Source organism: Streptomyces montanisoli, from assembly GCF_017813245.1.
In the GTDB taxonomy this organism is placed as follows: domain Bacteria; phylum Actinomycetota; class Actinomycetes; order Streptomycetales; family Streptomycetaceae; genus Streptomyces; species Streptomyces montanisoli.
Window position 1 is genome coordinate 1 of the sequence record NZ_JAGIQL010000286.1, and the last position, 4,276, is coordinate 4,276.

4 protein-coding genes are annotated in these 4,276 nt (G+C 75.1%); all 4 read right to left on the reverse strand.

Annotation, left to right across the window (positions count from 1 at the left end; genetic code table 11):
- Positions 1–614: 614 nt before the first annotated feature.
- The 4 genes from JFN87_RS32175 to JFN87_RS32190 all read right to left on the reverse strand — a co-directional run bounded on the left by JFN87_RS32175 (position 615) and on the right by JFN87_RS32190 (position 3,931).
- Positions 615–1,559 carry a 4-(cytidine 5'-diphospho)-2-C-methyl-D-erythritol kinase gene (locus tag JFN87_RS32175; protein ID WP_209345907.1) on the reverse strand — a complete coding sequence of 315 codons (945 nt, stop codon included), beginning with the start codon at positions 1,557–1,559 and terminating at the stop codon, positions 615–617.
- 68 nt (positions 1,560–1,627) lie between these two features.
- Entirely contained in the window at positions 1,628–2,530 is a 903-nt protein-coding gene (gene rsmA / locus JFN87_RS32180; protein ID WP_209345909.1) for a 16S rRNA (adenine(1518)-N(6)/adenine(1519)-N(6))-dimethyltransferase RsmA, read from the reverse strand.
- A gap of 9 nt (positions 2,531–2,539) precedes the next feature.
- Positions 2,540–3,358, reverse strand: a complete 819-nt coding sequence (locus JFN87_RS32185) for a TatD family hydrolase (RefSeq protein WP_209345911.1) — start codon at positions 3,356–3,358, stop codon at positions 2,540–2,542.
- Between the two features lie 90 nt (positions 3,359–3,448).
- On the reverse strand, positions 3,449–3,931 hold the full coding sequence (locus JFN87_RS32190; RefSeq protein ID WP_209345913.1) for a hypothetical protein: 483 nt from the start codon (positions 3,929–3,931) through the stop codon (positions 3,449–3,451).
- Positions 3,932–4,276 lie beyond the last annotated feature (345 nt).

A 4,276-nucleotide genomic window follows, 5' to 3' on the forward strand; every position in this document is an offset into this window, starting at 1 on the left:
TCAACTCGGTCTTCGTCGCCATAGACGAGGACGTCGCGCCGCTCAAGTCCAAGCTGCCGCGGCCCGTGCGGCAGCGGCCCGGCGCCGGCGCGTCCGGGGACTCCACCGCCACCGGCTCGCCGGGCACGGGCAAGGAGCGGAGGCCCTCGGGCGGCAGCCCGGGGTCGGCGCCCGAGGCGGGCAGGCCTCAGGGCGGGGCACGACCGTCAACGCGGGAAGCCCGCCGGCCCTCTGGCCGGCACAACGCTCGCGCCCGGACACGCCTCCGGGCCGGTGGCCGGGCGCACTGCCGCGCCGGGGCCGTCGTGTGTGCGGCCCACGGCCGGGGGCGGCACACGCATGTGTCGGCCTGACCGGCCGGGCCGGGCGCTGCCGCACCGGCCGGTACACCGCCGCCAACTCGCGCGGCGGCGGGCGCGCCCCAGGGCGGAGCAGACCGGGAACGCGGGAAGCCTGCCCGCCCTCTGGTCGGCGCAACGCTCGCGCCCAGATGCACCTATGGGCCGGCGGCCGGGCGCGCCCCCGCGCCGGAGGCCGTCGTGTGTGCGGCCTGCGGCCCGGGGCCGCACACGTATGTGCGGACTGGCCGGAGCGGGCGCTGGTGTGCTCGCTGGTCAGGCCCTTATGTCTTCCACCACGACCGCGCCGCGCGCCGGTGACGTCGTTACGCGTGTGGTGCGGCAGGTGCCGGAGTCCTGGAGTGCCTGGGCGACCTGGTGGGCCGTCTGCGCGTCCTTCGCCAGGAACGCCGTCGTCGGACCCGAGCCCGAGACCAGGGACGCCAGCGCGCCCGCCTCCATGCCCGCGGCCAGCGTTTCCGCCAGGGACGGGCGCAGGGAGAGCGCTGCGGGCTGGAGGTCGTTGGCGAGGGCGGCCGCGAGCAGGGCGGCGTCGCCGTCCCGCAGCGCCGAGAGCAGCGCGGGGGCGGCCGCCGGCTCGGGGACCGCCGTGCCGGCCGTCAGCCGGTCGAACTCCTGGAAGACGCGGGGCGTCGAGAGCCCCTCGTGCGCGACGGCGAACACCCAGTGGAAAGCGCCGCCGACGGGCAGCGCGGTCAGGCGCTCGCCGCGGCCCGTGCCGAGCGCCGCGCCGCCGAGCAGGGAGAACGGCACGTCACTGCCGAGGTCGGCGCAGATCGCGAGCAGTTCGTCGCGCGGCGTCTGGAGGCCCCAGAGCGTGTCGCACGCGAGCAGCGCGGCCGCCCCGTCCGCGCTGCCGCCCGCCATGCCGCCCGCGACGGGGATGTCCTTCGCGATGTGCAGGCGCACGTCGGCCGGGACGCCGTGGCGCTCGGCCAGCGCGAGCGCCGCGCGCGCGGCGAGGTTCGACGCGTCGAGCGGCACCTGCGCCGCGTCGGGGCCCTCGCACGTGATCACGGGCCCTTCGCCGGCCGCGCCCGCCGTCGCCGTCACCTCGTCGTACAGGCCCACCGCGAGGAACACGTTCGCCAGGTCGTGGAAGCCGTCGGGGCGGGCGCCGCCCACCGCGAGGCCCGCGTTCACCTTGGCGGGGACGCGCACCCGCACCTGTGCCTGCACCTGTACGTCCTCGGTCCGCATGTACTTCCTCGCCCGTACCCGCGTGCCCGCACGGCTTTCGCGTGCGGCCGCGCTCCGTTCCGTCGCGCTCACCTGCCTGCCTTCCCTGCCTCTCCTGCCTCTCCTGCCTTCCCTGCCTTGCCGCACTCCGCGATCCGCGCGAACTCCGCCACGGTCAGCGACTCGCCCCGCGCCTGCGGGGATACCCCGGCCGCCACCAGCGCCGCCTCCGCGGCGGGCGCCGAGCCCGCCCATCCCGCGAGCGCCGCCCGCAGGGTCTTGCGGCGCTGCGCGAAGGCCGCGTCGACCACCGCGAAGACCTCCTTGCGCGTGGCCGTCGTGGCGGGCGGCGCCTGCCTGCGCACGAGCGCGACCAGGCCGGAGTCGACGTTCGGCGCGGGCCAGAACACGTTTCTGCCGATCGCGCCGGCCCGCTTCACGTCCGCGTACCAGGCGGCCTTCACCGACGGCACGCCGTAGACCCGCGACCCGGGGCCCGCAGCCAGCCGGTCGGCGACCTCGGCCTGCACCATGACGAGCGTCCGCTCGATGGACGGGAAGTGCTCCAGCATGTGCAGCAGTACGGGCACGGCGACGTTGTACGGGAGGTTCGCGACGAGCGCGGTCGGCGCGGGCCCCGGCAGCTCGGTCACGTCCATCGCGTCCGCGTGCACGAGCGCGAACCGGTCGGCGCGCTCGGGCAGCCGCGCGGCGACCGTCGAGGGCAGCGCCTTCGCGAGTACGTCGTCGATCTCGACGGCGACGACCCGGTCCGCGCTCTCCAGGAGCGCCAGCGTCAGCGAGCCGAGCCCGGGGCCGACCTCGACGACCGTGTCGCGGGGCCCGACGTCCGCCGTGCGGACGATCCTGCGGACGGTGTTCGCGTCGATGACGAAGTTCTGCCCGCGCTGCTTGGTCGGGCGCACGCCGAGCGCCGCCGCCAGTTCGCGGACGTCGCCGGGGCCGAGGAGCGCGGGCTCAGTGGTACTCACCGCTCAAGCCTAAAGCTCGTAGCCGAAGGCCCGTGCCGTGTTCTGTGCGACCGCCGTCGCGAGGGCGTCCTCGTCCGTCCCGCGCACCTCGGCCATCGCGCGCAGGGTCACCGGGATGAGGTAGGGCGCGTTCGGCCGCCCCCTGAAGGGCGCCGGCGTGAGGAAGGGCGCGTCCGTCTCGACGAGTACGAGTTCCCGCGGCGCGACGGCCAGCGCGTCCCTGAGCTGCTGGGCGTTCTTGAACGTGACGTTGCCCGCGAAGGACATGAAGTAGCCGGCCGCCGCGCAGACCTCCGCCATCTCCGCGTCGCCCGAGTAGCAGTGGAAGATCGTGCGCTCGGGCGCGCCCTCGTCCGCCAGGATCCGCAGGACGTCCGCGTGCGCGTCCCTGTCGTGGATGACGAGCGCCTTGCCGTGGCGCTTGGCGATCTCGATGTGCGCGCGGAACGACCGCTCCTGCGCCTCGCGGCCCTCCTCGCCCGTCCTGAAATGGTCGAGGCCGGTCTCCCCCACGCCGAGCACGTGGCCGAACGCGGCGAGGGCGTCGATCTCGGTGAGCGCGTCGTCCAGGTCCGCGAGACGCGGCGCCTCGTTGGGGTGCAGCGCCACGGACGCGTGGACGGCCGGGTGCGCGGCGGCGGTCTCCGCCGCCCAGCGCGAGCCCTTGAGGTCGCAGCCGACCTGGACGATCGTCGTCACGCCCACGGACGCGGCCCTGGCCAGGCCCTCCTCGACGGTGCCGCGCTGCATGTCCAGGTGGGTGTGGGAGTCCGCCACCGGCACCCGAAGGGGCTCGGGCAGCGGTGGCGGCGTCTCGTTCGAACTCATGGGCGCGATCCTACGAGCCCGGCGCCCGTGCCCCTCCGTCGTGGATCGCCGGCGGACCCTCGGCCCGCCCCTGCTCCTGCTCCCGCTTCCTCACCGGCCGCCGGGATGTCCCGCGTGCTCGTGGTGGAAGAGGTGGCGCAGGAACTCGGGGAGGTGCGGGTGCCACGGCTCAGCGACCGTCTCCGGCACCTCGGCGCCCGCGTCGTACGCGGGGAGCACGCCGGTGGACTCCGCACGCTCCGTACGGGCCGCCCGCACGGCCTCGCGCACGGGCTGCCTGCCCGCGGGCTGCTTCGCCACGGCGTCCATGCCGTAGGAGCGGGTCAGCTCCCGGTAGCGGGCCACACGCCCGGACCGCATGATCCGCACGACGTGCGCCTCGCACGTCGGACAGCTCGGGCTGGTCAGCGGGGAGGGAACGGTCTTCCCCCCGGACTTGTACACAACAAAGGGCTCCCCCTTGCCGTCGACGTGGTGCTCGATGTCGAACGACTGCTCCCAGCCGTGCCCGCACCTCATGCAGGCGAAGGCATACGCCTCATGGGCTGCGACGGTACCTTCACTCTCGCTCATACCGTCTCCTTTCCACCCTTCCAGTGGACTCCCGGGCGCAGCGGAATGCAGGGTGGCCAGGCATTTAATGGCGAGGATTTGGCGTTTTCGAGAACCGCGGGCGGCCGGGGGCGGCACACGTTTTACCTTGATGTGAAGAGTCTTTACGCGCGGGCCTTCACACCGTGACGACGGTCACCCGCGCGACGCGCCGTCGGAGCCGGCGCTCACCCACCGGCCCGGGGCACGCCGCCACTCGCTCGGCCTTCCCACGGCCCGCGGGCCCGCGCGCGCCCCCCATCCGCCACCAGCACCGGCCGCCGGGCCGGCCCCGTCGCGGGTCCGCTGGGGCTCAGCCCCGCCCGT

Bases quoted from the DNA above. Each gene is read 5' to 3' on its own strand.
- JFN87_RS32175 (WP_209345907.1), bottom strand. From the start codon at position 1,559: ATGCGGACCGAGGACGTACAGGTGCAGGCACAGGTGCGGGTGCGCGTC.
- JFN87_RS32185 (WP_209345911.1), bottom strand. From the start codon at position 3,358: ATGAGTTCGAACGAGACGCCGCCACCGCTGCCCGAGCCCCTTCGGGTG.
- JFN87_RS32190 (WP_209345913.1), bottom strand. From the start codon at position 3,931: ATGAGCGAGAGTGAAGGTACCGTCGCAGCCCATGAGGCGTATGCCTTC.